Annotated in this window: 21 protein-coding genes; 6 read left to right on the plus strand and 15 right to left on the minus strand. The window is 68.2% G+C overall.

The features are described from left to right. The first annotated feature begins 37 nt into the window (after positions 1-37). On the plus strand, positions 38-268 hold the full coding sequence (locus tag TMO_RS04400) for a type II toxin-antitoxin system ParD family antitoxin (RefSeq protein ID WP_014744389.1): 231 nt from the start codon (positions 38-40) through the stop codon (positions 266-268). Positions 269-449: 181 nt separating this feature from the next. Here TMO_RS04400 and TMO_RS04405 read toward each other — a convergent pair whose 3' ends face one another. After that, complete coding sequence (locus TMO_RS04405; RefSeq protein ID WP_014744390.1) at positions 450-890, minus strand: Hsp20 family protein; 441 nt, start codon at positions 888-890, stop codon at positions 450-452. Positions 891-1,157: 267 nt separating this feature from the next. On the opposite strand from TMO_RS04405, the gene TMO_RS04410 reads away from it, so the two are divergent. Then, entirely contained in the window at positions 1,158-2,291 is a 1,134-nt protein-coding gene (locus TMO_RS04410) for an ISAs1 family transposase (protein ID WP_051045304.1), read from the plus strand. Between the two features lie 182 nt (positions 2,292-2,473). On the opposite strand, the gene rpmE is transcribed toward TMO_RS04410, so the two are convergent. The 12 genes from rpmE to tkt all read right to left on the minus strand — a co-directional run bounded on the left by rpmE (position 2,474) and on the right by tkt (position 14,515). Then, the gene (rpmE, locus tag TMO_RS04415; protein WP_014744392.1) at positions 2,474-2,695 is read right to left on the minus strand and encodes a 50S ribosomal protein L31; all 222 of its coding nucleotides are present in this window, start codon (positions 2,693-2,695) and stop codon (positions 2,474-2,476) included. 93 nt (positions 2,696-2,788) lie between these two features. After that, positions 2,789-4,063, minus strand: coding sequence for a peptidoglycan -binding protein (locus tag TMO_RS04420; protein ID WP_014744393.1), 1,275 nt, complete (start codon positions 4,061-4,063; stop codon positions 2,789-2,791). A gap of 74 nt (positions 4,064-4,137) precedes the next feature. Continuing rightward, positions 4,138-5,313, minus strand: coding sequence for a hypothetical protein (locus TMO_RS04425; protein ID WP_014744394.1), 1,176 nt, complete (start codon positions 5,311-5,313; stop codon positions 4,138-4,140). A 118-nt stretch (positions 5,314-5,431) separates the two neighbouring features. Next, positions 5,432-5,956, minus strand: coding sequence for an OmpA family protein (locus TMO_RS04430; protein WP_041604827.1), 525 nt, complete (start codon positions 5,954-5,956; stop codon positions 5,432-5,434). A gap of 160 nt (positions 5,957-6,116) precedes the next feature. Further along, complete coding sequence (locus TMO_RS04435; RefSeq protein ID WP_014744396.1) at positions 6,117-6,959, minus strand: inositol monophosphatase family protein; 843 nt, start codon at positions 6,957-6,959, stop codon at positions 6,117-6,119. Between the two features lie 167 nt (positions 6,960-7,126). Then, positions 7,127-7,693 (minus strand): elongation factor P, encoded by a 567-nt coding sequence (efp, locus tag TMO_RS04440; protein WP_014744397.1) that lies wholly within the window; start codon positions 7,691-7,693, stop codon positions 7,127-7,129. A 214-nt stretch (positions 7,694-7,907) separates the two neighbouring features. Continuing rightward, a complete protein-coding gene (gene thiE, locus TMO_RS04445) occupies positions 7,908-8,576 on the minus strand; it encodes a thiamine phosphate synthase (RefSeq protein WP_014744398.1) in 669 nt (222 codons plus the stop codon). Then, positions 8,573-9,493 (minus strand): class I fructose-bisphosphate aldolase, encoded by a 921-nt coding sequence (locus tag TMO_RS04450; protein ID WP_014744399.1) that lies wholly within the window; start codon positions 9,491-9,493, stop codon positions 8,573-8,575. Before TMO_RS04450 ends, thiE begins: the two co-directional genes overlap by 4 nt. A gap of 205 nt (positions 9,494-9,698) precedes the next feature. After that, on the minus strand, positions 9,699-10,067 hold the full coding sequence (locus tag TMO_RS04455) for a hypothetical protein (RefSeq protein ID WP_041604828.1): 369 nt from the start codon (positions 10,065-10,067) through the stop codon (positions 9,699-9,701). A gap of 3 nt (positions 10,068-10,070) precedes the next feature. Further along, complete coding sequence (locus TMO_RS04460; RefSeq protein ID WP_014744401.1) at positions 10,071-11,267, minus strand: phosphoglycerate kinase; 1,197 nt, start codon at positions 11,265-11,267, stop codon at positions 10,071-10,073. A 109-nt stretch (positions 11,268-11,376) separates the two neighbouring features. Further along, the gene (gene gap, locus TMO_RS04465; protein ID WP_014744402.1) at positions 11,377-12,381 is read right to left on the minus strand and encodes a type I glyceraldehyde-3-phosphate dehydrogenase; all 1,005 of its coding nucleotides are present in this window, start codon (positions 12,379-12,381) and stop codon (positions 11,377-11,379) included. A gap of 130 nt (positions 12,382-12,511) precedes the next feature. Next, the gene (gene tkt / locus TMO_RS04470) at positions 12,512-14,515 is read right to left on the minus strand and encodes a transketolase (protein WP_014744404.1); all 2,004 of its coding nucleotides are present in this window, start codon (positions 14,513-14,515) and stop codon (positions 12,512-12,514) included. Between the two features lie 407 nt (positions 14,516-14,922). Here tkt and TMO_RS04475 point away from each other — a divergent pair, with 407 nt between their 5' ends. Both TMO_RS04475 and TMO_RS04480 read left to right on the plus strand, forming a co-directional pair. Next, positions 14,923-16,353: an alanine/glycine:cation symporter family protein gene (locus TMO_RS04475; RefSeq protein ID WP_014744405.1), complete on the plus strand. Its 1,431-nt coding sequence runs from the start codon at positions 14,923-14,925 to the stop codon at positions 16,351-16,353. A 77-nt stretch (positions 16,354-16,430) separates the two neighbouring features. Further along, entirely contained in the window at positions 16,431-17,804 is a 1,374-nt protein-coding gene (locus TMO_RS04480) for an aspartate ammonia-lyase (RefSeq protein ID WP_014744406.1), read from the plus strand. A gap of 76 nt (positions 17,805-17,880) precedes the next feature. Here the strand turns inward: TMO_RS04480 and TMO_RS04485 are convergent, their stop codons facing one another. Beyond that, positions 17,881-18,726 carry an asparaginase gene (locus TMO_RS04485; RefSeq protein ID WP_014744407.1) on the minus strand — a complete coding sequence of 282 codons (846 nt, stop codon included), beginning with the start codon at positions 18,724-18,726 and terminating at the stop codon, positions 17,881-17,883. Then, entirely contained in the window at positions 18,726-19,472 is a 747-nt protein-coding gene (locus TMO_RS04490; RefSeq protein WP_014744408.1) for an aspartate/glutamate racemase family protein, read from the minus strand. Before TMO_RS04490 ends, TMO_RS04485 begins: the two co-directional genes overlap by 1 nt. 169 nt (positions 19,473-19,641) lie before the next feature. Between TMO_RS04490 and TMO_RS04495 the strand changes: the two genes are divergently transcribed. After that, positions 19,642-20,448 carry a helix-turn-helix domain-containing protein gene (locus TMO_RS04495; protein WP_014744409.1) on the plus strand — a complete coding sequence of 269 codons (807 nt, stop codon included), beginning with the start codon at positions 19,642-19,644 and terminating at the stop codon, positions 20,446-20,448. A 351-nt stretch (positions 20,449-20,799) separates the two neighbouring features. Further along, the gene (locus tag TMO_RS04500; protein ID WP_145978061.1) at positions 20,800-21,099 is read left to right on the plus strand and encodes a hypothetical protein; all 300 of its coding nucleotides are present in this window, start codon (positions 20,800-20,802) and stop codon (positions 21,097-21,099) included. Positions 21,100-21,110: the final 11 nt, after the last annotated feature.

Below are 21,110 nucleotides of genomic sequence, written 5' to 3' on the forward strand. Positions count from 1 at the left end.
GTGTATCGCTCCTGCTTCACGTCCGGGGATCCGACACATGGCTGTCCTGAAGGTGCGCCTGCCCGATGCGGCAGAAGACTGGGTTCGCGAGCAACTTGGCCGCGGGCGGTTTGGTGATGTCGACAGCTACATCGCTGATCTGATCGCACGCGATCGCGACACCGAGCGCAGCCGGGATGCCCTTGTGGCGGCCCTGATCGAGGGCGAGGAGAGCGGAACGTCCGATCAATCACTTGGCGACATCCTTCACGAGATCCGTGGATCTTGAGCTGCCGCCCGATCGACAGACGCCGGAGCCCGAACGCAAAAAGCCCCCGCCGGTGGCGGGGGCTTTCTGGCAGGCGAGGGCGGGGGCCGTTGGGCGCGGCTCCCGCCTTTTGATGTGTCGGTGTCAGGGGGGCGGGGCGTTATGCCCCGGCGCCTTGCCGATATTCAGGCCCTACCGATGATCACGCGTTGCCGGCGGCACCGATGGCGATGCGCTTCGGCTGACGCTCCTCGGGGAGCTTGCGGATCAGCGACACGGTCAGCACGCCGGCGGCGAGATCGGCCGCGGCCACCTCGACATGCTCGGCCAGGGTGAAGCGGCGCTCGAACGAGGCGGGGGCGAAGCCACGGCTCAGATAGGTGACGCCCTCTTCAGCCGCCTCGGCCGGCTTGGTGCCCTTCACGGTGAGCACGCGGTTGTCGACGGTGATCTCGATCTCGTTCTCGGCAAAGCCCGGGACGGCGAGTTCGATGCGGAAGGTGTCTTCGCCGGTACGGGCGATGTTCACGCCGTCGGTGCGGCCGTCGGCCAGACGGTCGACCAGATCGAACAGCGGCGCGCGGAAGGGATCGAAGCCGCGGGTGGCACGGAACGCGGGGGCAAACTGCAGGAGACCAGCCATGGGTCACATCCTCCGATAGACGAGCAATGTGTGGATCGACCGACGCCGCTGCATCCGTTCATGCGCCCGCTTCGGGGCCGCACAGGGTGGTGGTCGGTCGGTGCCGGTCCGACGCTTCGGCCCCGGCACGACCATGATGTAGGAAGGCCCGAAGCCCGTTCAAGAGGGGGGCAGCCACCTCACAGGGCAATCGGGTGAAACAGTGCGTGACAGGACGGAAAAAGTCTGAATCTCTCGTTGTCGACGTTGCTGGCTTGGGAGGGATGGATGGAACCGTGTGGGGCCTTGGGCGAAGCGATTGGGTTTCTTGAGCATTTTGAGGAGCTTCCGGACGGGCGGCAAGCTGGCAAGATTGTGTATCCGCTTGATGAGGTGCTGCTCCTGAGCCTTCTGGCGGTGCTGGCGGGAGCGGAGACCTTCACGGACATCGCGCGCTTTGGCCAAAAGAAGCTCGATCTGCTGCGGCGCTTCCGGCCATTCGCGGATGGCACGCCGCCGCACGACACGCTGGGTGACATCTTCGCGTCGCTGGACGCGGAGAGCTTTCAGCGGTGCTTCGTGTCGTGGGTGGCGTCGGTTACCGGGACGCCTGAGGGCGTGATCGCCATTGATGGCAAGACCGTGCGGCGTTCGGGCGGGAAGAAGGACGCGAAGGCGCCCATCCACATGGTCTCGGCCTTCGCCGCCCGGCAGCGTCTGGTGCTGGGTCAGGTCAAGGTGGACGAGAAGTCGAACGAGATCGTGGCCATTCCCAAGCTATTGGACCTGCTGGCGATCGAAGGGGCCATCGTGACCATCGACGCCATGGGATGCCAGCGCGACATTGCGGCCAGGATCACCGACAAGAAGGCCGATTACGTGTTGGCCCTCAAAGGCAATCAAGGATCGCTGCGCGAGGACGTCGCCCTGTTCGTCGCCGAACAGCAGGCCAAGGGCTTCCAGGATACGACCATCAGCCAGCACGAGACCGTCGACGGCGATCATGGCCGGATCGAAACCCGCAAGACCACCGTCATCCATGATGTCGCCTGGCTCCGGGCGCGACATGACTGGCCCGGCCTCAAAAGCATCGTCGTCGTGGAAAGCACGCGACGGATCGGCGACAAAATCGACAGCGAAACCCGGCTCTACATCACATCATTGGCGCTCATCGCCGCTCTCGTCGGGCCGATCATCAGAAGTCATTGGGCCATCGAGAATAGTCTCCACTGGGTCATGGATATGGTCTTCCGTGATGACGAATGCCGGGTGCGTACCCAAAACGCCCCAGCCAACTTCACAACCCTGAAGCACATGGCACATAACCTGCTGCGACAAGCACCGGGAAAGGACTCCCTACGCCTCCGACGCAAGGTCGCCGCCTGGGACGACGACTTCCTCGCAAGCCTCATCGCAGTTTAAAAACTTTCACCCGATTCCCCTGAGCCACCTCAGGCCGGTCGAATCCTGACCCCCGCCCCGCCCTCCATCCGAAAACCTGCCCCCTCAACGCTGAAACCCGGCATCCGAGCCCCTGGACGGGGACGAATGCCGGGTTTCAGCGAGGACGCTCCGGAGGGCGGCGCTGGCCGCCCGGCGGTCGTTCAGATGCCGAAGTTCGCGAAACGCTTCTTGAACTTCGCGACCTGGCCGGCCTTCTCGGACAGGCGGACGGTGCCGCCGGTCCACACCGGGTGGGTCTTGATGTCGACGTCAAGCTGCAGCGTGTCGCCGGGCTTGCCATAGGTCGAACGGGTCTGGAAGGTGGTGCCGTCGGTCATCACCACGGTGATCTCGTGGTAATCCGGATGGATGCCCTGCTTCATGGCGATGCCTCCTCGCGGAAAATTCGAGGCTGCGACATACCATGGACAGGGCAACCCGTCCAGCCGAATAACGCCGGGCCTGGCGGAATCGCCTCACTTGTTGGTCAGCTTCAGCTCGATCCGGCGGTTGCGGCGATAGGCCTCCTGGGTCTCGGCGGTATCGATCGGATGAAACTCGCCATAGCCGGCCGCCGACAGCCGCCAGGGCGGCACACCCTGCGAGATCAGGAACTTGACCACCGAAATCGCCCGCGCCGCCGACAGTTCCCAGTTGGAGGCGAAGGCGGGGGTGGAGATCGGCCGGATGTCGGTATGGCCGTCGACCTGCAGCACCCAGTTGATGTCTTCCGGAATTTCGCCGGCGATCTGGTTGAGCGCGTCCGCCAGCCGGGCGAGCTGGGCGCGGCCCGGGCCGGTGACATCGGCAGAGCCGCTGTCGAACAGAACTTCCGACTGGAAGACGAAGCGGTCGCCGACGATCTGGATGTCGTCGCGCCCGCCCAGCACTTCGCGCAGCCGGCCGAAGAATTCCGAGCGGTAGCGGGCCAGTTCCTCGACCTTGGCGGCGAGCGCCTGGTTCAGCTGCTGGCCCAGATCGGCGATGGTCGCCTGCTGTTCCTCGCTGCGCTTGCGGCTTTCGTCCAGCAGCCCGGCAAGCCGGGCCAGTTCCTGGTTCAGCCGCTCCAGCTGTGCGGCCATGTCGGCGACCCGGGCCTCGGCGGCATCCGCGCGCTGTTTCTGCCGGTCGGCGCGATCCAGTGCCGCATCGACGCTGGAGGCCTGGGCCTCGATCGCCGATTTCGCGTCGGCCAGCTGGTCGCCGGCGCTCTGCAGCGCCAGCGCGCGCTGATCCGCCGTCTGCTCGCTTGCCACCAGCCGCTCGTCCAGGATGCGCAGCCGTTCTTCCAGCTCCGCCACCCGGTCGTTCAGGCTGCGTTTGTCGCTCTCGGCGCTTTCCAGCGCGGTTGCGATCCGCGCCCGCTCGGCCTCGGTGGCCTGCTGGGTCTGGGCTGCCTCGTTCAGCGCCTGTTCAAGGGCGGTGATCCGCTGGTCGGCCTCGGACACCCGCGCCGCCAGGCTGTCGCGCTCGGCGGTGGACCGTTCGAGGTCGCTGGAGACCCGGTCGAGCGTGGTGCGCAATTCATCCGCACCGGCCTTTTCCAGGTTCAGAAGCGCCGTGATCTCGTTGAGCTGCCGCGTCAACTGGTCCAGCTTCTCCTCGCGGCCCGACAGGGCCTGGCTCAGATAGAACTGGGCCAGCATGAAGACCACGAGCAGGAAGATGATGACCAGCAGCAGCGACGACAAAGCGTCGACGAAGCCGGGCCAGATGTCGCTGCCGCCCTGTTTGCGGCGATAACGGCGCATGAGCGTCGATCCTTGGAAGGCTGGCGGGGCATCGGGTGGGATGCCGGCAGGGGCTGACGAAGAGGGCGCCCGGCTCAGCGCCGGGCGTCGTCCTCGGCGGCAAGGGCCGCGATGGTGCGGGCAAGCAGGCGGACCTCGGACCGGATGTCCTCCACCGCCTGCTGCCGGCCCTGGGGAATGTCTTCGACCATCCGCGAGAGCAGGATGTCGACATTGCGCAGATGCGCGCGGCTGGCCTCGTCGAAGCCGTCATCGCGGTTCTGGGCATCCACCAGGGCGGAAAGCAGGGGTTTCAGATCCTTCTGCTGTTCGGCCATCTTCACCAGCACGGTCTGTTCGACGCGCATCTGATCGGTGAGGGTGGCGAGCCGTTCGGTCAGGGCCTTCAGGTTCTCGTCGCCCTGACGGCGGGCCTCTTCAGAGCGCTGCAGGGTGCGCTTCAGATCCGACAGGTTCTCGGCGGTCTGTTCGACCAGCGCCGCCAGATAGGCCCCGGCACCGGGCGCCCCCTCGATCTCGATCGCACCGGCACCGCCGCCGAGCTTGGTGAGGCGCGAGAACCATTCCTCGACCTCGTTGAAGAACCGGCCCTGAGCCTGGCCGGCCTGAAGGTCCAGGAAGCCCAGAACCAGAGAGCTGGCAAGGCCGAAGAGCGAGGACGAGAAGGCCGTGCCCATGCCGGCGAGCGGTGCCTCCAGCCCGGCCTTCAGGTCGTCGAACAGCCGCCCGACATCGCCCGTGCCGACCGAGAGGTCGCCGATCACCGCGGCGACGGAGGTAATGGTCTGGATCAGCCCCCAGAAGGTGCCGAGCAGACCGAGGAAGATCAGCAGGCCGATGATGTAGCGGCTGATTTCGCGGCTTTCATCCAGCCGCGAGCCCAGGCTGTCGAGCAGCGAGCGGCTGGCGAGCGGCGACAGCTTCGCGTCCTCGCGGGTCTGCGACATCATGCCGGCGATCGGCGCCAGCAGGTCGGGGGTGGGCGTTGCCGCCATGCCCGGCCGGTTCTGGCGGAAGCCCTCCAGCCAGGCGACCTCGCCGTTCAGCCGCCAGACATTGCGCAGCGTGTAGGCGCAGCCCAGCACCGCGGTGCCGATGATCAGCGCGTTCAGGACCGGGTTGGTCATGAACGCGTCGATCAGGGTGGGTCCGAGCAGGGCGGCCACGGCCAGCGCCAGGACGAGGAAGATGATCATCCGCACCAGATAGCGCTGGGGGCGGGTCAGGGTGTCGGTCGTCGGGCGGGCCATGCGGATCAACCCTTGCTCTTCGATCGGTGTCTGGCATGCGGCCGGGCGATGCCGACCTGCGGGCAGGGGAATATGTGGTGGGGGAACGGCGGCGGCCGGCCCGGAACGCCAACACCGCTCATCCCGCCCCCCGGATGTCGAGATCGACCCGGTCGGCCGGGCCGTCGGTGGCGGCGCCGTGAACCTTCAACTCGATACGTGTCGGCCCGATCCCGGCGCCCGACAGGATCTCGCGCACCGCCAGCGCCCGGTCGAGCGCCAGCCGCCGGGCGGCATGGGGCGGCGCATCGGCGGCGGCGGTCGCATAGGCATCGACCAGCACGCGCGTCCGGTCGGGCAGGCCGCGGGCGAAATCTTCGACCGCGCGCCGCCCGGAGGTCGGGATGTCGGCGCTGCCGGTCTCGAAGGGAATGGAAAGGGGGGCCTGCGATACGGCCTGCTGGGCCGCCGCGGTGGTGGCCGTTCCGGCCGCCAGCGGCAGCAGGGCGGCCAGACCGGTCATGACGGCGACCAGTGTGCGGCGGGCCACGGTGCGGCGGATCCGGCGGCAGCGGTGGGCGGGCGCGACACGAACGCCCCGGCCATGGGGCCGGGGGGTGCTGCGCTGCCGGGCGGTGGATGTCGGCGTCGACGCGGGCGTCATGGCATCCTGATGGCTGATCGCCTGCGGCCGTCATGCGGCCGCACGGCAGGACCGGCCGGTGCACCGGGGTGCGCCGACCCGTCCAACCATAGCCCACCCGCCGAAGCAGCGGCAAGCCCGGCGGGTATGACTGCGCCCCGCCGTCGCAGGATCGCCGGTCTTACGCCTTGGCCGGCGCCTCGCCCGGGCGGCGCGGCCGCTTGGCCAGCATCGTGCTCAGCACCTTGTGGGTCTGGCCGTGGACGGTGGTATTGCCGGCGATGATATGGCCGCTGGTCAGCATGCCGTCGCCGCCGGTCAGGTCGCTGACGAAACCGCCTGCCTCGCGGACCAGGATCACGCCGGCCGCCATGTCCCAGGGCTGCAGGTCCAGCTCGAAGAAGGCATCGAAGCGGCCGGCCGCGACATAGGCGAGGTCGAGCGCCGCCGAGCCGAAGCGGCGGATGCCGCCGGTGTTCTTCATCATGCCGGCCAGCATCTTCAGGTATTCGGTGTGGTTGGGCTTGTCGGCGCGCGGAATGCCGGTGGCGACCACGCAGTCGATCAGCTGCCGCCGGGCAGCGACGCGGATGCGGCGGTCGTTGACGAAGGTGCCATAGCCCTTTTCGGCCGAGAACATCTCGTCGCGCAGCGGATCATAGGTCACGCCGGCGATGATCTCGCCCTCGCGTTCCAGCGCCACGGTTACGGCGAAATGCGGGATGCCGTGCAGGAAGTTGTGGGTCCCGTCCAGCGGATCGATGATCCAGCGATGCGACGGGCCGTCGCCCGAGCCCTTCACCTCGCCGCCTTCCTCCATCAGGAAGCCGAAATCGGGGCGGGCCTTGGCGAGTTCGGCGCGCAGCACCTTCTCGGACTTCAGGTCGGCGCTGGACACGAAATCGGCCGGCCCCTTGCGGGACACCTGGAGGTTCTCGACCTCGCCGAAATCGCGGATCAGGCCGCGGGCGGCCTTCTGGGCGGCACCGATCATGACATTGAGGATGGGGGAACGGATGGCCATCGGTGGCAACTCCCGGGCACGAGGTCGTCGGACGAACAGAAAGAACGGGGCAGGGGGCCGCGCGGGCGCCGTCGTCCAAGGACGAAGCGCCCCCGCCGGCGTGGAACCGCCTGCGGGGGCGCATCATGCCCGAACGGGGCGCGGGACGGAACTGCGGATGCCGCAGGTCAGTCCTTCGCGCGCTCCAGATAGGTCTGGTCGGCGGTCATCACCACCACGCGGGTGCCGGTCTCGATATGCGGCGGCACCATGATGCGCACGCCGTTCTCCAGCAGGGCCGGCTTGTAGGACGCTGCGGCGGTCTGGCCCTTCACGGTCGGCTCGGTCTCGGTGACCTCGAGGATGACCGACTCAGGCAGTTCCACCGACAGCGGCTCTTCCTCGTAGGACGAGACGGTGACGGTCATGCCGTCCTGCAGGAAGACCGCGGCGTCGCCGGCCAGATCCCGGGGCACGTTGATCTGCTCGTAGGTCTCCTGATCCATCAGGGTGAGCATGTCGCCGTCGGCGTAGAGGTACTGGTATTCCTTCTCGTCCAGCCGCACGCGCTCCACCGCTTCCGAGGCGCGGAAGCGCTCGTTCAGCTTGGTGCCGGTGCGGATGTCCTTCAGCTCCACCTGCAGATACGCACCACCCTTGCCGGGCTGGGTGTGCATGGTGCGACGGGCGACCCAGAGCCGGTTCTGATGCTCGATGATCATGCCCGGGCGGATGGCGTTGCCGTTGATCTTCATGGCCTGCGGTCCTTCGTTTCCGGCCCCGCTCAGCCGCCGGACAGGCTGCCGGGGCGGGGGGCTCGGGACGGGTCTTCGGGATGGCGCTGGTCGAACGGGGGCGATGATAAGGGGCGCCGCCATCCCGTGAAATCGCCGCCGCCCCGGGTCTCGGGGGCTGACGGAACGCCGCGGGTCCGCGCGGCCGCTGCCGCGGAGAGGAACCCTCGGGCCGTCAGCCCCGGTCGGGGACGGGGCCTTCGTCTTCGAGGGCCCGCGCAATCTCGCGGTTGAAGTCGGCGACCGCCTGGGCGGGGCCGGCCTCGTAATTCCACACCCCGGCGGTGACCGCCAGGAAATCGGCACCGGCACGGACCAGGGGCGCGCAGTTCGCAACCGTGATGCCGCCGATGGCGACGCAGGGCACTTCCATCAGCTCCTGCCACCAGTCCAGCAGATCCAGCCCGGCGGTCGCCGGCGGCGTCTTGGTGGTGGAGGGGAAGAAGGCGCCGAAGGCGACGTAATCCGCCCCCTCTTCGGCCGCGACCATGGCGCGGTGCCGCGAGGCATAGGCGGAAATACCCAGGATGGCGTTGGGCCCCAGGATCTTGCGGGCCTTGGCCTGATCCATGTCGTCCTGACCGATATGGGCGCCGTCGGCCCCCATTTCGGCGGCGATGTCGGGCCGGTCGTTGACCAGCACGGCGACACCGCGCGGCTGGGCCACCGGCAGCAGCCGCTCCACCGCGCGCCGGACGTCGTCGTCGGCCGCATCCTTCAGACGGATCTGCAGGCAGGCGACGTCACCGCCGTCGAGCGCGCGGGCAAGCGTATCCGCGAACGCCGCCGGCACGAAGGCCGGCGGCGTCAGCAGATAGAGGCGGCAATCGCGGGACGCGCTCACGCCTTGCCCTGATAGATCTTGATGATCTGGTCGAGCAGGGCGAGGGCCTCCTCACGCGGGCGCTGGAAGGTGTTGCGGCCGATGATCGAGCCGTTGGCACCACCGTCGCGCAGCTGCCGGATCTCGTCCATCAGCTCGTCGGTGCCCTTGGCGTTACCGCCCGAGAACACCACGATGCGGCGGCCGGCGAACGAGGCCTGCATGACGTGCGAGATGCGCTCCGCCAGCGTCGAGCGGGCGATGTCGAACTTCTCGTAGACCTTCTTGGCCTCGTCCTGCTCCAGATCGGCGGTCGGCGGCTTCACCTTGATGATGTTCGCGCCGAGCAGGGCCGCATGATGGGCGGCGTAGGCGCAGACGTCGAGGGCGGTCTCGCCCTTCTTCGACAGCATGCCGCCGCGCGGATACGACCAGACGACCACGGCGACGCCCTTCGACTTCGCCTCGAGGGTCAGCTCGCGCAGCTCCTCGATCATCTCGAACTGGTATTCCGAGCCCGGATAGATGGTGAAGCCGATGGCTGCGCAGCCGAGACGCAGGGCGTCGTCGACGGTCGCGGTCACGGCCTGGTCCTTCTCGGTCGCCAGGCTGTTGGAGCTGTTGACCTTCAGGATGGTCGGGATCGCACCGGCAAAGGTGTCGGCACCGGCTTCCAGCATGCCGAGCGGCGCGGCATAGGCCGACAGGCCGGCATCGATCGCCAGCTGGTAGTGGTAGTGGGGGTCGTAGGCCGGCGGATTCGGGGCGAAGCTGCGCGCGGGACCGTGCTCGAAGCCCTGGTCGACCGGCAGGATGACCAGACGGCCGGTGCCGCCCAGACGGCCTTCCATCAGGATGCGGGCGAGGTTCGCCTTCACACCCGGGTTCTCGCCTTCGTAATTGGCGAGGATCCGCTTCACGCGCTGAGTGATCTTCATCCGGTCGTCGTTCCCTGGCTGATGCGCCGGTGGCCGTCGGGACGGCCACCTTTGCTGTAAACTCCTGGTCCGGCGCTGAAAAGCAGTACCGGCCGCGGGGTATGCCCGTCCGATGCGCCTTGTAACCGAGACGTGCGTGATTTGCAATCACCCGACCACGGTGGGGGGCGCGACAACTTCGTGTCAGCGGCCTCGACAGGGCGTCTCAGAGAGGGTCTCGGGGCGTTCGTACCCTGGTTTCGGGGGCGGCGGCGGCGCAGAGCGTCGTGAACACCGCCGGTGAGGTCTCGATCACCGGATCGGCCAGCCCCGAGGCCGCCAGCATATGGGCGCGTGCGGCATCGCTGCCGCAGTCGACCACCAGCCGGCAACCGGCGGTTTCAGGGCGCGCGGCCAGCGCCGCGGCCAGTTCCCGGATCCAGCCGATCCCGCCTGCGGCCATCAGGCCGGGCGGGGTGGTCACCACGGCGGGCACCGCCCGTCGCCCGTCCCTGATCGCATCGGCGAGGGCAGTGATGTCGGCGAGGGCCGCCACCGCCGCCACGCGATCATCCCCGCCTGCACCGACCGTCATCGGTCAACGGGAAAGCGCTGCCACGCCGGGCAGTTCCTTGCCCTCGCAATATTCGAGGAAGGCGCCGCCGGCGGTGGAGACATAGGTGAGCGCGTCGACCACCCCGGCATGGGCGAGCGCCGCGACCGTATCGCCGCCGCCTGCGATCGAGGCCAGCGTGCCGCCGCTGGTCAGCTTTTCGACCGCCTTCGCGACCGCCACCGTCGCGGCGTCGAAGGGCTGGATCTCGAAGGCGCCGAAGGGGCCGTTCCAGAGCAGGGTCTTCGAGCCGGCGAGGCAGGCTTCGATCTCGGCGACGGTCTTGGGGCCCACATCCAGGATCATCTCGTCGGCCGCCACCTCGGCCACATCGACGGTGCGGTTGTCGGCCCCGGCCTTGAACTCGCGCGCCACCACGGCATCCACCGGCAGCACGACCTTGCAGCCGGCGGCCTCGGCCTTGGCCAGGATGCCACGCGCGGTCTCGGCCAGGTCCGCCTCGCAGAGCGACTTGCCGACCGCGATGCCCTGGGCATGCAGGAAGGTGTTGGCCATGCCGCCGCCGATGATCACCGCATCGACCCGCGCGACCAGATTGTTGAGCAGATCGATCTTGGTCGAGACCTTGGCGCCGCCGACGATCGCGGCCACCGGGCGCTGCGGCTCGGCAAGGGCCGCGCCCAGCGCCTCAAGCTCCGCCTGCATCGACAGGCCGGCGGCGGTGGGCAGACGCTCGGCCAGACCCACGGTCGAGGCATGGGCGCGATGGGCGCAGGAGAAGGCGTCGGAGATGAACACCTGGCCCAGGCTCGCCAGCGCATCGGCGAAACCGGCCTCGTTCTTCTCTTCCCCGGCATGGAAGCGCAGGTTTTCGAGCAGCGCCACCTCGCCATCGCCAAGTCGGCCCACCACGGCCGCGGCGGTGTCGCCGATGCAATCCTCGGCGAAGGCCACCGGACGGCCGATCGCGGCGGCGAGCGGGGCCGCCACCGGCTTCAGCGACATCGACGGCACGACCTTGCCCTTGGGCCGGTCGAAATGCGAGAGAACCACCACCCGGGCGCCGCGTTCGGCCAGCGCGCGCACCGTCGGGGCCTGGCGCTCGATGCGGGTCGCGTCGGTGACGACACCGTCCTTCATCGGCACGTTCAGGTCCAGGCGGACAAGGACGACCTTGCCGGCGACGTCGATCTGGTCGAGGGTCTTGAAGCTGGCGGGCATGGGGGAGCGTTCCGTTCTCGCGAGGGAAGGGCCGTATGAGAGGCGATCTGACGACGATCTAAAGAAACGGGCCCCGCGCATCGCTGCGCGGGGCCCGCATCGGACAAGATCAGAGCTTGCCGAGCGCCACGGCCGTATCGGCCATGCGGTTCGAGAAGCCCCACTCGTTGTCATACCACGACAGAACACGCACCAGCGTGCCGTCGATCACCGCGGTCTGGGTGGTGTCGAAGCTCGACGAATGCGGGTCGTGGTTGAAGTCGATCGACACCAGCGGTTCGCTGACCACGCCCAGAACGCCCTTCATCGGGCCCTCGGCGGCGGCGCGCATCGCGGCATTGACCTCGTCGACCGAGGTCGCGCGCTTGGCGACGACGGTCAGGTCGATCATCGACACGTTCGGGGTCGGCACGCGCACGGCGACGCCGTCCAGCTTGCCCTTCAGTTCAGGCAGCACCAGGCCGACCGCACGGGCGGCACCGGTCGAAGTCGGGATGATCGACTGCGCGGCGGCACGGGCGCGGCGCAGATCCTTGTGGGCCACGTCCAGAACCGGCTGGTCGCCGGTATAGGCGTGGACCGTGGTCATGTAGCCATGCTCGATGCCGATGGTGTCGTTCAGCACCTTGGCGACCGGGGCCAGGCAGTTGGTGGTGCAGGACGCGTTCGACACCACGGTGTGCTCAGGCGTAAGCCCGGCCTCGTTCACGCCGAACACCACGGTGTAATCGGCATTGTCCGCCGGGGCCGAGACCAGCACCTTGCGGGCGCCGGCTTCCAGGTGCTTGGCGGCGGCATCACGCTTGGTGAAGATGCCGGTGCACTCCAGCGCCACGTCGACCTTCAGCTCGCCCCAGGGCAGCTTGGCCGGGTCGCGTTCCGAAGTCACCTTGATCGGGCCGGTGCCGACGTCGATGGTGTCGCCCTCGACCTTGACCTCGCCGTTGAAACGGCCATGGACCGAGTCGTACTTGAACAGATGGGCGTTGGTCTCGGCAGGCGCGAGATCGTTGATCCCGACGACCTGGATGTCGGTCCGGCCCGACTCGACGATCGCACGCAGAACGCCACGGCCGATGCGGCCGAAGCCGTTGATCGCCACCCGAATGGTCATGCCTTCCTCCGAACTGTCTTCGACGTTGGGAAGCCGACCGCCATGGCGGCTCCCCTGGGGGGTTGTTACGGTCGCTGCGGCACCGCGGGCCGGCCAGCCCCTGAACGGGGGGCCGGACCCGGATCCATGATCAGACGCGCGCGAGTGCTGCGTCGACCACAGCCTCGGCGGTGATGCCGAAGTGACGGTAGAGTTCGGGCGCCGGCGCGCTGGCACCGAAGCCGGTCATGCCGATCACGGCACCCTTGGGGCCGGTCCAGCGTTCCCAGCCGAAGCCGATGCCGGCCTCGATCGCGATGCGGACGACGTCGCCGCCCAGCACCCGGGCCTGATAATCGGCCGGCTGGGCTGCGAACAGCTCCCAGCAGGGCATCGAGACCACGCGGGTCGGCACGCCTTTGGCTTCCAGTACCTCGGCCGCGGCGACCGCGATCTCGACTTCCGAACCGGTGGCGAGCAGCACGGCCTTAGGGGCGGCCGATGCTTCGCGCAGGATATAGGCACCCTTGGCCGAAAGGTTCTCGGCCGATGCCTCGAGGCGCAGCTGCTTCAGGTTCTGGCGGCTGAGCGCCAGCACCGACGGGCCGTTGGTCCGCTCCAGCGCCGCCGCCCAGCATTCCGCCGTCTCAACCACGTCGGCCGGACGCATCACCGCCACATTCGGCATCATGCGCAGGCTCATCAGATGCTCGACCGGCTGATGGGTCGGGCCGTCCTCACCCAGGCCGATCGAGTCGTGGGTCATGACATAGATGACCCGCTGCTCCATCAGTGCCGACAGACGGATAGCCGGCCGGCAATAATCGGTGAAGACCAGGAAGGTTCCGCCATAGGGGATCACGCCGCCATGCAGCGCCATGCCGTTCATGGCGGCGGCCATGCCGTGCTCGCGGATGCCCCAGAAGACATAGCGGCCGTCGAACTCGCCCGGCGCCACCGGCTTCATGCCCTTGGTGCGGGTGTTGTTCGATCCGGTGAGGTCGGCGGAGCCGCCGATCAGCTCAGGAATGGCCGGCACCAGAACTTCCAGCGCCATTTCCGACGCCTTGCGGGTGGCGACGGTCTTGGGCGAGGCGATCAGGCCGGCGATGTAGTCGTCGAGTGCCTGCTTCCAGCCCGCCGGCAGTTCGCCCGCCATGGCGCGGGTGAAGTCGGCCTGCACCTCTGCGTCGAGCGCACCCAGACGCTTCTCCCAGGCTTCCCGTTCGGCGGCGCCGCGGGCGCCGGCATGGGCCCAGGCGGTGCGGATATCGGCCGGGATCTCGAAGGGCGCATGCGGCCAGGCCAGCGCCTCGCGGGTGCCGGCGATCTCTTCGGCGCCCAGCGCCGCGCCATGCACGCCCGAGGTGCCGGCCTTCTTCGGCGCGCCATAGCCGATGACCGTGCGGCAGGCGATCATCACCGGCTTGTCGGAGCTGCGTGCCCGGTCGAGGGCAGCGGCGACGGCCTCGGCATCATGGCCGTCGACCGCATCGGTCGCCCAGCCGGCGGCCTCGAAGCGCGCCCGCTGGTCTTCCGAGCTGGACAGCGAGACCGGGCCGTCGATCGAGATGCCGTTGTCATCCCAGAGCACGATCAGCTTCGAGAGCTTCAGATGGCCGGCGAGCGAGATCGCCTCCTGGCTGATGCCCTCCATCAGGCAGCCGTCACCGGCGATGACATAGGTGTAGTGGTCGACCACCGACCCGCCGAAGCGGGCGGCGAGCAGACGCTCGGCCAGTGCCATACCGACCGCATTGGCGATACCCTGGCCGAGCGGGCCGGTGGTGGTCTCGATCCCCGAGGCATGGCCGTATTCGGGGTGGCCGGCGGTGCGGGCGCCCAGCTGGCGGAAGTTCTTCACCTCGTCCAGCGTCATGTCCTCGTAGCCGGTCAGATGCAGCAGGGCATAGAGCAGCATCGAGCCGTGGCCGGCCGAGAGCACGAAACGGTCGCGATCGGCCCATTTCGGGGCCTTGGGATCGAACTTCAGGAAACGGGTGAACAGCACGGTGGCTGCGTCGGCCATGCCCATCGGCATGCCCGGATGGCCGGAATTCGCACGCTCGACGGCGTCCATGGCAAGGGCGCGCACGGCATTGGCCATGTCACGCGGCGTGGCGGTCGAGGTGGCATCGGTCGTCTGAGCGGTCATGGGCCTTCACGCAAGCGTTCGAAGAGGGGCAGCGGCCGGCGCAGGGCCGACAAGGAGCGCCACGGGCAAAGCGGGCCTGCGGTGCGCGCGGGCAATTGCACGCCTCAGCGACCGCGTCAACCACCTTTAACGAGTGCCGTGCGGCGCAAAGATGGCGGGGTGTCATCTCTCCGTCAACCGCCTATTTCCGCAGCGCCTTCCCGTTGCGGGCCAAGGGTCGCCGCATCCGGGCCCGGCAGGGGCCGCCTGCGGGGCGCCCCGGCATGACTGGTTCACCCTGGTGCGTGAACAGCACCAAACTGCATCAGGTTGCAGCCAACAGCGGAATCCTGCGCTGCGCGGGGTCTCTCTACCATGACGCTCATCCAAAACGGGCCGGATTACGGCCGTGGGGCAGGAGGGAGACGATGGCGTTTCTGACGGCGTTCTTCGGAGCGATCGACAATCTGACCTGGGGATGGGCGCTGATCCCGATCCTGGTCGTGTTCGGCGTGTTCCTGACGATCATGTCGGGCTTCGTGCAGTTCGTGTTTTTCCGGCGGATGTTCCGGGTGCTGGGACGCGGCGCCAACAATGCCGATCCGAACGCGATCTCGGCGCGGGAGGCGCTGCTGGTCTCGGTGGGTGGGCGTGTCGGGGGCGGCAACATCGCCGGTGTCGCGGTGGCCATCACGCTCGGTGGCCCGGGTGCGGTGTTCTGGATGTGGGCGATCGCGCTCTGCGGCATGGCGACCAGCCTGATCGAATGCACGCTCGCCCAGCTCTATAAGACCCGCGACGGCGAGGGCGGGTTCCGGGGCGGGCCGGCCTATTACATCCGCCGCGGTCTCGGCGGGCGCTACAACTGGCTGGCCATCGTCTATGGCATCTGCCTGATGGCCTCGTTCGGCTTCGGCTTCAATGCATTCCAGGGCAACACCATGGCCGGCGCCCTGCATGACAGCTTCGGCATCGATCGCCTGTGGTCGGGCATCGTCATCGTCGCCGTCACCGCGCTGGTCATCTTCGGCGGCATCAAGCGCATCGCCCGGGCGGCGGATGTGGTGGTGCCGGTCATGGCGCTCGGCTATATCGCGGTCGCCATTCTGGTCATCGGCCTCAACATCGCCGATGTGCCCGACATGCTGGTGCGGATCGTCCGCTCGGCCTTCGGCTTCGATCAGGCGGTGGCCGGCGGCATGGGCGCGGCCATCGCCCAGGGCCTGCGCCGGGGTCTGTTCTCCAATGAAGCGGGCCTGGGCTCGGCGCCGAATGTGGCCGCCACCGCGCTGGTCCGCCATCCGGTCAGCCAGGGCATCACCCAGTCGCTGTCGGTCTTCATCGACACCATGCTGATCTGCACCTGCACGGCGCTGATCATCCTTTTGGGCGACGTCTATGTTCCGGGTGCCCAGGGCATCGACGGCGTGGCGCTGACCCAGCAGTCGCTGGCCAGCCATCTGGGCGATGCCGCGCGCTATCTGCTGACGCTCGCCATCCTGCTCTTCGCCTTCTCGTCGATCATCTACAACTACTATCTGGGCGAAAACGGCCTGGCGGTGATGACCCGGTCGAAGCCGGCCGTTCTGGCGCTGCGCCTCGCCATCCTGGCGATGGTCTTCCTGGGCGCCGCCGCCCCGCAGGCCACCTCGGTGTTCTTCTTCTCGGACCCGATGATGGGCCTGCTCGCCCTGGTCAATCTGATCGCGATCATCATGCTCTTCCCCGTGGCGATGCGGGTGATCGACGACTACCGCACCCAGCTGAAGGCCGGCGTCGCCCGCCCGGTGCTCGATCCCGCGCGCTTCCCCGATCTCGACATCGATCGCAAGGCCTGGGATCCGACGGTCTGGAAGTAACCCGGACCCGACTGCCGGGGCCGTTCTTTCCGGGCGGCCCCGGTCCACCCCCGCACATCACAGCCTGGATCAGACCGATGCACCACACCATGCGCATCGAAGAGGACGGCCTTGGCCGCATGCCTCTGCCCGAGGATTGCCTCTGGGGCATCCACACCGCCCGGGCCATCGCCAATTTCCCGATCACCGGCATCCCGCTGTCGCTGTTTCCGGAATTCGTCCGGGCGCTGGCCTGGGTGAAGATGGCGGCGGCCCGCGCCAATCTGGCGCTGGGCGTGCTTGCGCCCGAAAAGCACGACGTGATCGTGGCGGTCGCGGCCGAAATCATCGAGGGCCGCCATCTGGAGCATTTCCGGGTCGACATGATCCAGGGCGGTGCCGGCACCTCGACCAACATGAACGTCAACGAGGTGATCGCCAATCTGGGCCTGATCCGCATGGGCCATCGGCCGGGCGATTACGACCATCTGCATCCGAATGACGACGTCAACCGCTCGCAGTCGACCAACGACGTCTATCCGACGGCGCTGAGGCTGGCGATCGTCGACCAGTGCGCCGCCTTCCGCGACGCCCAGCTGCGGCTCTGTGCCGCCTTCGACGATCGCGCGGCGGCCTTTGCCCATATCCGCAAGATCGGCCGCACCCAGCTTCAGGATGCCGTGCCGATGACACTGGGCCAGGAATTCGCCGGCTTCGCCGCCACGATCCGCGAGGACATCGCGATCATCGCCCGGTTGTCGGAGCTGCTGCTGGAGGTCAATCTGGGCGGCACCGCCATCGGCACCCGGGTCAACACACCCGACGGTTATGCCGAGCGCGCGATCGCCGAACTGGCCCTGGTCTCGGGGCTGAAGGTGACGCTCGCCGGCGATCTGGTCGAGGCGTCGTCGGACACCGGCGCCTATGTCACCTTCTCGGGCGTGCTCAAACGGATCGCGGTCAAGCTGTCCAAGATCTGCAACGATCTGCGCCTGCTGTCCTCGGGCCCGCGATCCGGCTTCAACGAGATCCGGCTGCCGGCGATGCAGGCCGGCAGTTCGATCATGCCGGGCAAGGTCAATCCGGTGATCCCCGAAGTCGTCAACCAGGTCGCCTTTCAGGTGATCGGCAACGACCTGACCGTCACCATGGCCGCAGAGGCGGGGCAGTTGCAGCTCAACGCCTTCGAGCCGGTCATCATCCTCAACCTGCTTCAGTCCATGCGCATGCTGATCAGGGCCATGGATACGCTGGCCACGCGCTGTGTGGTCGGCATCGAGGCGAATGTCGCCCAATGCGAGGGGGCATTGGAGAACTCGCTGGTGCTGGCCACGATGCTCGTCCCCCATATCGGCTACACACGGGCCGCCCGGGTGGCGAAGACGGCGCTGGCAGACGGGGCAGGGGTTGCCGAGACCGCTCAGCGGCTGGGGTTCGGCAGTCATGAGGAGATCGCTGCCTGGCTTCGCTGACGCGGAGCCGGCGCGGCGACGGATCGGGGGAGATTCGGGGGGAGGCTCCCCCGATTTCGTTGTGCGGGGGCTGGGGTCAGGCGAGCCAGAGACGGATCAGGGCGGCTTCCGGGGTCTCGGTGCCGCCGTTCTCTACCCCGCAGGACCAGAGACCGGCGCCGGCGGCATAGCTGCCGGGGATCAGTCCGCCCTGTTCGCACTGGCTGACCGCGCGGATGCGCTTGCCGGCCCGCACGGCCTCGGACAGGGCGGACAGAACCTCGGGATCGGCCATCGCCGTGCCCGAGCCGAAGACCCTGAGCACCGCGCCGTCCAGTTCCGCCAGAGAGGCCCGCAGCATGGCGGCCGGCATGCCGGGCGAGAGGGAGAGGACCGCCAGCCGCCGGTCGCCGAACCGCCGGCGGCGGGGCGGGCAGGCGGGGGCCTGGGGGATGGCGCGGAAGCTGTCGGCGCCCTGCGAATCGTGTTTGACCAGCCCTTCCGCCGGCATCAGACGGCCGGCGAAGGCCAGCATCACCGCCTCGCCGGGGCGGAGGGCGGCATCGATCGCCAGATCGAGATTGTCTTCCGCATCGCCGCCGCGGCTGAGCGGCTGCATGGCGCCGCAAAGCACGACATGGCGGCCAAGGCCTGCCAGCGCCTGCGACAGCGCCGCACCGGTGAAGGCCATGGTGTCGGTGCCGTGGGTGACGATCACCGGCGTGCCCGGCTGGTCGTCGATCAGGTCGAGCATCCGGTTCCAGTGCGCCGGGCCGACATCGGCGCTGTCGAGCAACGGTGTGAAGACCTTCGTGGTCAGCCGGATGCCCTTGGGCAGGCGCCCCTCGACCGCGGCTTCGACCAGCCCGTCGACGGGGCCGAGGCCATGGGGCGTGTCGCCCATGCCGATGGTGCCGCCGGTGTGGATGAGCAGCAGGCGCATCAGGCCGCCTTCATGCCGGCATGACCCAGCGCCAGCGCCGCCAGACGGGCGGCGACGGCATCGGTCACGTCGATCAGCCGCCGCCCGGCGACGGGCCGCGCGATCAGCGGCAGTTCGGTGCAGGCGAGCAGGATGGTATCGGCCTCCATCTGTATGATGATCTCCTCAAGCCGCGGGCCAAGCGACGCATGGGCGCCGCCCAGCCGCTTCACGTCGTGGATGAGCGTCTGCAGCCGGTCGGGATCGGCCGGGGTTTCGATCGCAACCTGAGCCGCCAGGCCAGCATAGGCGGAGTGGTCGTCCAGCGCCACGACCGGGGCCGCACCCAGCAGCCCGACCCGGCCGGCACCGCTCTGTCGGATTTCGTCGTGCAGCACGCCCTGGAAGGAGACCAGCTGCCCGGCGCCCGGCATGCCGGCCAGCAGCGCGTCGATGCGGGGGGCATACCAGTTCAGCGTGTTGCAGGCGATGGCGAAGGCATCGACCCGGGTGGCGATCTCGCGCACCGTCCGCTCCATCGCCGCCCAGACCGCCGCCTCGTTCGCCTTCAGATCCATCGACAGGCCGAGGGCGGGTTCTGACACCGCCACCAGCCGCGGCGCGTCCAGATCTCCGCGGAAGCCGGGCCCCATCAGGGCCTGGGTATGGCGCAGGATCTTGGCCCAGAGATCGAGCCCGGCTTCGGGACCCGAGCCGGTGATGATGCCGAGCGTATAGGCCCGGGAGGGATGGGGGCGCGGTGTCATGGCGTGGGGGTCTTTCCCGCGAAGATGGCCCAAAGGCCTGGTCCGAAGGCATGGTCCGAAGACGCAGAAGCTGCCATGGAATGGTGTCGGCGGGGGCACGGCTTGACAATGCGGCACTCGGTGCTCAATCTGATGCAGATTTATGCTGTTACGGCACCGAAGAGCGCAAATGACCGAGATTGCCGAGAATCTTCGCCTGCTCTGCTCGTACCGGCCGTCGATCTCTCAGGTCGGACGGGATCTCGGCATCAACCGCAGCCAGCTCAACCGCTATCTGGCCGGCAGTTCCACGCCGCGGCCGGCCTTGCTGCGCAAGATCTGTGACTATTTCGGTGTCGAGCCCTACGAGATGATGCTGCCGCCGCGCGATTTCGCCGAGATCGTCCGGGTGCGCGGTCTGGACGAGGGCACCACCAACCGTCGGCTGCGCCAGCATTTCGACCGGGTGATGGCGCTGGGCGATGCCCGGGTGCGCAATCTGACCGGCATGTTCTTCGAATATTACTATTCGATGTCGCAGAAGGGGAAGGTCATCCGCGGGTTGATCGTGTTCTCGGTCGAAGACGGGCGAACCTTCTACCGGCGTCTGGAACGCATGGGGCCGCACGACCGGCCCGGCCGGCGGCATTACCGCTATCAGGGGGCGGCGCTGGTCGCTGGGGACCGGGTGTTCATGTCCGATTATGAATACGGTGCCGGGATCGAGTTGACCCAGACGGTGCTTTATCCGGATTACGCGCTCCGCTGGACCCGGCTGCATGGGGTGAAGCTGGGCGTCTCGGCCGATCAGGCGCATATGCCGTGTTCCGTCCGGGTCTATCTGGAGCGGATTCCGGCGCGGCTGTCGCTGACCGGCGCGCTCAGGGCCTGCGGCCTGTTCGACCCCGGCCATCCCGAAATCCCGTCCCATGTGCCCGAGATGATCGACAACAGCACCTCCGGCCCCTATGCCTTCGACGCCTATGCGCGGCGGTGAGCCGCACCGCAGTGCGGCATCGCCCCGGCATCACGCATTGACGCAGGGGGCGCAGGCTCCCTATGTTGGCGGGGCGCCGTCGAGGTGGGGACAACCCGCCCGATCCGAAGGTGCGCGCCCCCGGGCGGCCGGTGACGGTCTTCGGGGGATGTCGGCTCAGCTCGTCAGTCCCGGCCTGCCGGATGGGAAACGCCGGATGGGAAACGAATGTGTCCCGTACCGGGCGGTCATCGCGTTCCGGCCCGGTGCCGGGCCGTGCTATTCTGACGAGGTTCTCCCGGCTTGGGCCGTGCCGACGAACAAGCGCAACCTCCTGTCTTCATGGTGGCCGGATCTATGGCGAATATGGAAATGGCGTGGCAGAGGCTGTCGAGCGCGCTGACGCGGCTGGATGCCGCAAGCCGCAAGGCGGCCGAGCGGGTGACCCAGGCACGGGCCGCGGGCGAGGCGGCGGCCTCTGGCGCGGCCGATGTCCGGATCGACGCGCTCAGGTCCGAAATCGAGAGCCTGGCGGCCGAGCGGGACCGGCTGAAGGCCGCGCTCACCACGGCCGAAGAGGCCCGCCTGCGCGCCGATGATCGCGGCCGCCGGGCCGGCGAGCAGATCGACCGGGCCATGGATGCCATCGGGCGTGCGCTTGATGACCGCTGAGCCGAACCGGA

This window comes from Tistrella mobilis KA081020-065 (assembly GCF_000264455.2).
In the GTDB taxonomy this organism is placed as follows: domain Bacteria; phylum Pseudomonadota; class Alphaproteobacteria; order Tistrellales; family Tistrellaceae; genus Tistrella; species Tistrella mobilis.

Excerpts from the sequence above, each read along its gene's own strand:
- TMO_RS04405 (WP_014744390.1), bottom strand. The coding sequence starts at position 890 with ATGGCTGGTCTCCTGCAGTTTGCCCCCGCGTTCCGTGCCACCCGCGGC.
- TMO_RS04455 (WP_041604828.1), bottom strand. The coding sequence starts at position 10,067 with ATGACGGTCGGTGCAGGCGGGGATGATCGCGTGGCGGCGGTGGCGGCC.
- efp (WP_014744397.1), bottom strand. The coding sequence starts at position 7,693 with ATGAAGATCAACGGCAACGCCATCCGCCCGGGCATGATCATCGAGCAT.
- TMO_RS04460 (WP_014744401.1), bottom strand. The coding sequence starts at position 11,267 with ATGCCCGCCAGCTTCAAGACCCTCGACCAGATCGACGTCGCCGGCAAG.
- TMO_RS04475 (WP_014744405.1), top strand. The coding sequence starts at position 14,923 with ATGGCGTTTCTGACGGCGTTCTTCGGAGCGATCGACAATCTGACCTGG.
- TMO_RS04450 (WP_014744399.1), bottom strand. The coding sequence starts at position 9,493 with ATGAAGATCACTCAGCGCGTGAAGCGGATCCTCGCCAATTACGAAGGC.
- gap (WP_014744402.1), bottom strand. The coding sequence starts at position 12,381 with ATGACCATTCGGGTGGCGATCAACGGCTTCGGCCGCATCGGCCGTGGC.
- TMO_RS04410 (WP_051045304.1), top strand. The coding sequence starts at position 1,158 with ATGGAACCGTGTGGGGCCTTGGGCGAAGCGATTGGGTTTCTTGAGCAT.
- TMO_RS04420 (WP_014744393.1), bottom strand. The coding sequence starts at position 4,063 with ATGCGCCGTTATCGCCGCAAACAGGGCGGCAGCGACATCTGGCCCGGC.
- TMO_RS04425 (WP_014744394.1), bottom strand. The coding sequence starts at position 5,313 with ATGGCCCGCCCGACGACCGACACCCTGACCCGCCCCCAGCGCTATCTG.
- TMO_RS04435 (WP_014744396.1), bottom strand. The coding sequence starts at position 6,959 with ATGGCCATCCGTTCCCCCATCCTCAATGTCATGATCGGTGCCGCCCAG.
- TMO_RS04495 (WP_014744409.1), top strand. The coding sequence starts at position 19,642 with ATGACCGAGATTGCCGAGAATCTTCGCCTGCTCTGCTCGTACCGGCCG.
- TMO_RS04480 (WP_014744406.1), top strand. The coding sequence starts at position 16,431 with ATGCACCACACCATGCGCATCGAAGAGGACGGCCTTGGCCGCATGCCT.
- TMO_RS04430 (WP_041604827.1), bottom strand. The coding sequence starts at position 5,956 with ATGACGCCCGCGTCGACGCCGACATCCACCGCCCGGCAGCGCAGCACC.
- TMO_RS04490 (WP_014744408.1), bottom strand. The coding sequence starts at position 19,472 with ATGACACCGCGCCCCCATCCCTCCCGGGCCTATACGCTCGGCATCATC.
- TMO_RS04485 (WP_014744407.1), bottom strand. The coding sequence starts at position 18,726 with ATGCGCCTGCTGCTCATCCACACCGGCGGCACCATCGGCATGGGCGAC.
- tkt (WP_014744404.1), bottom strand. The coding sequence starts at position 14,515 with ATGACCGCTCAGACGACCGATGCCACCTCGACCGCCACGCCGCGTGAC.
- rpmE (WP_014744392.1), bottom strand. The coding sequence starts at position 2,695 with ATGAAGCAGGGCATCCATCCGGATTACCACGAGATCACCGTGGTGATG.
- TMO_RS04500 (WP_145978061.1), top strand. The coding sequence starts at position 20,800 with ATGGCGTGGCAGAGGCTGTCGAGCGCGCTGACGCGGCTGGATGCCGCA.
- TMO_RS04400 (WP_014744389.1), top strand. The coding sequence starts at position 38 with ATGGCTGTCCTGAAGGTGCGCCTGCCCGATGCGGCAGAAGACTGGGTT.